The sequence below is a fragment of the Clostridioides sp. ZZV15-6383 genome, from assembly GCF_020657735.1.
Taxonomy (GTDB): Bacteria; Bacillota; Clostridia; order Peptostreptococcales; family Peptostreptococcaceae; genus Clostridioides; species Clostridioides difficile_D.
The window spans coordinates 1-274 of record NZ_JAGWCV010000204.1; the positions used below are offsets into that span (position 1 = coordinate 1).

General features: G+C 29.2%; 1 pseudogene. It reads left to right on the forward strand.

Annotated features, from left to right (window positions below):
- Positions 1-274, forward strand: a pseudogene (locus tag KGF42_RS19470) (RNA-guided endonuclease TnpB family protein); the annotation flags it as partial.

The following is a 274-nucleotide window of genomic DNA, read 5'->3' on the forward strand; positions in this document are numbered from 1 at the left end:
GGAATAAAGCAAGATTAAAAGTTGCAAGACTTCAAGAACATATAGCTAATCAAAGAAATGATTTTCTACAAAAACTATCTACTAAACTAATAAAAGAGAACGATATTATTTGCATAGAAGATTTACAGAGGATATGATTAAAAATCGTAAACTATCTCGCTTAATTTCTGATGTGTCATGGTCAGAATTTATTCGTCAATTAGAATACAAGGCTAATTGGTATGGTAGACAAATTGTAAAGGTAGGTAAATTCTTTGCAAGTTCACAAATATGC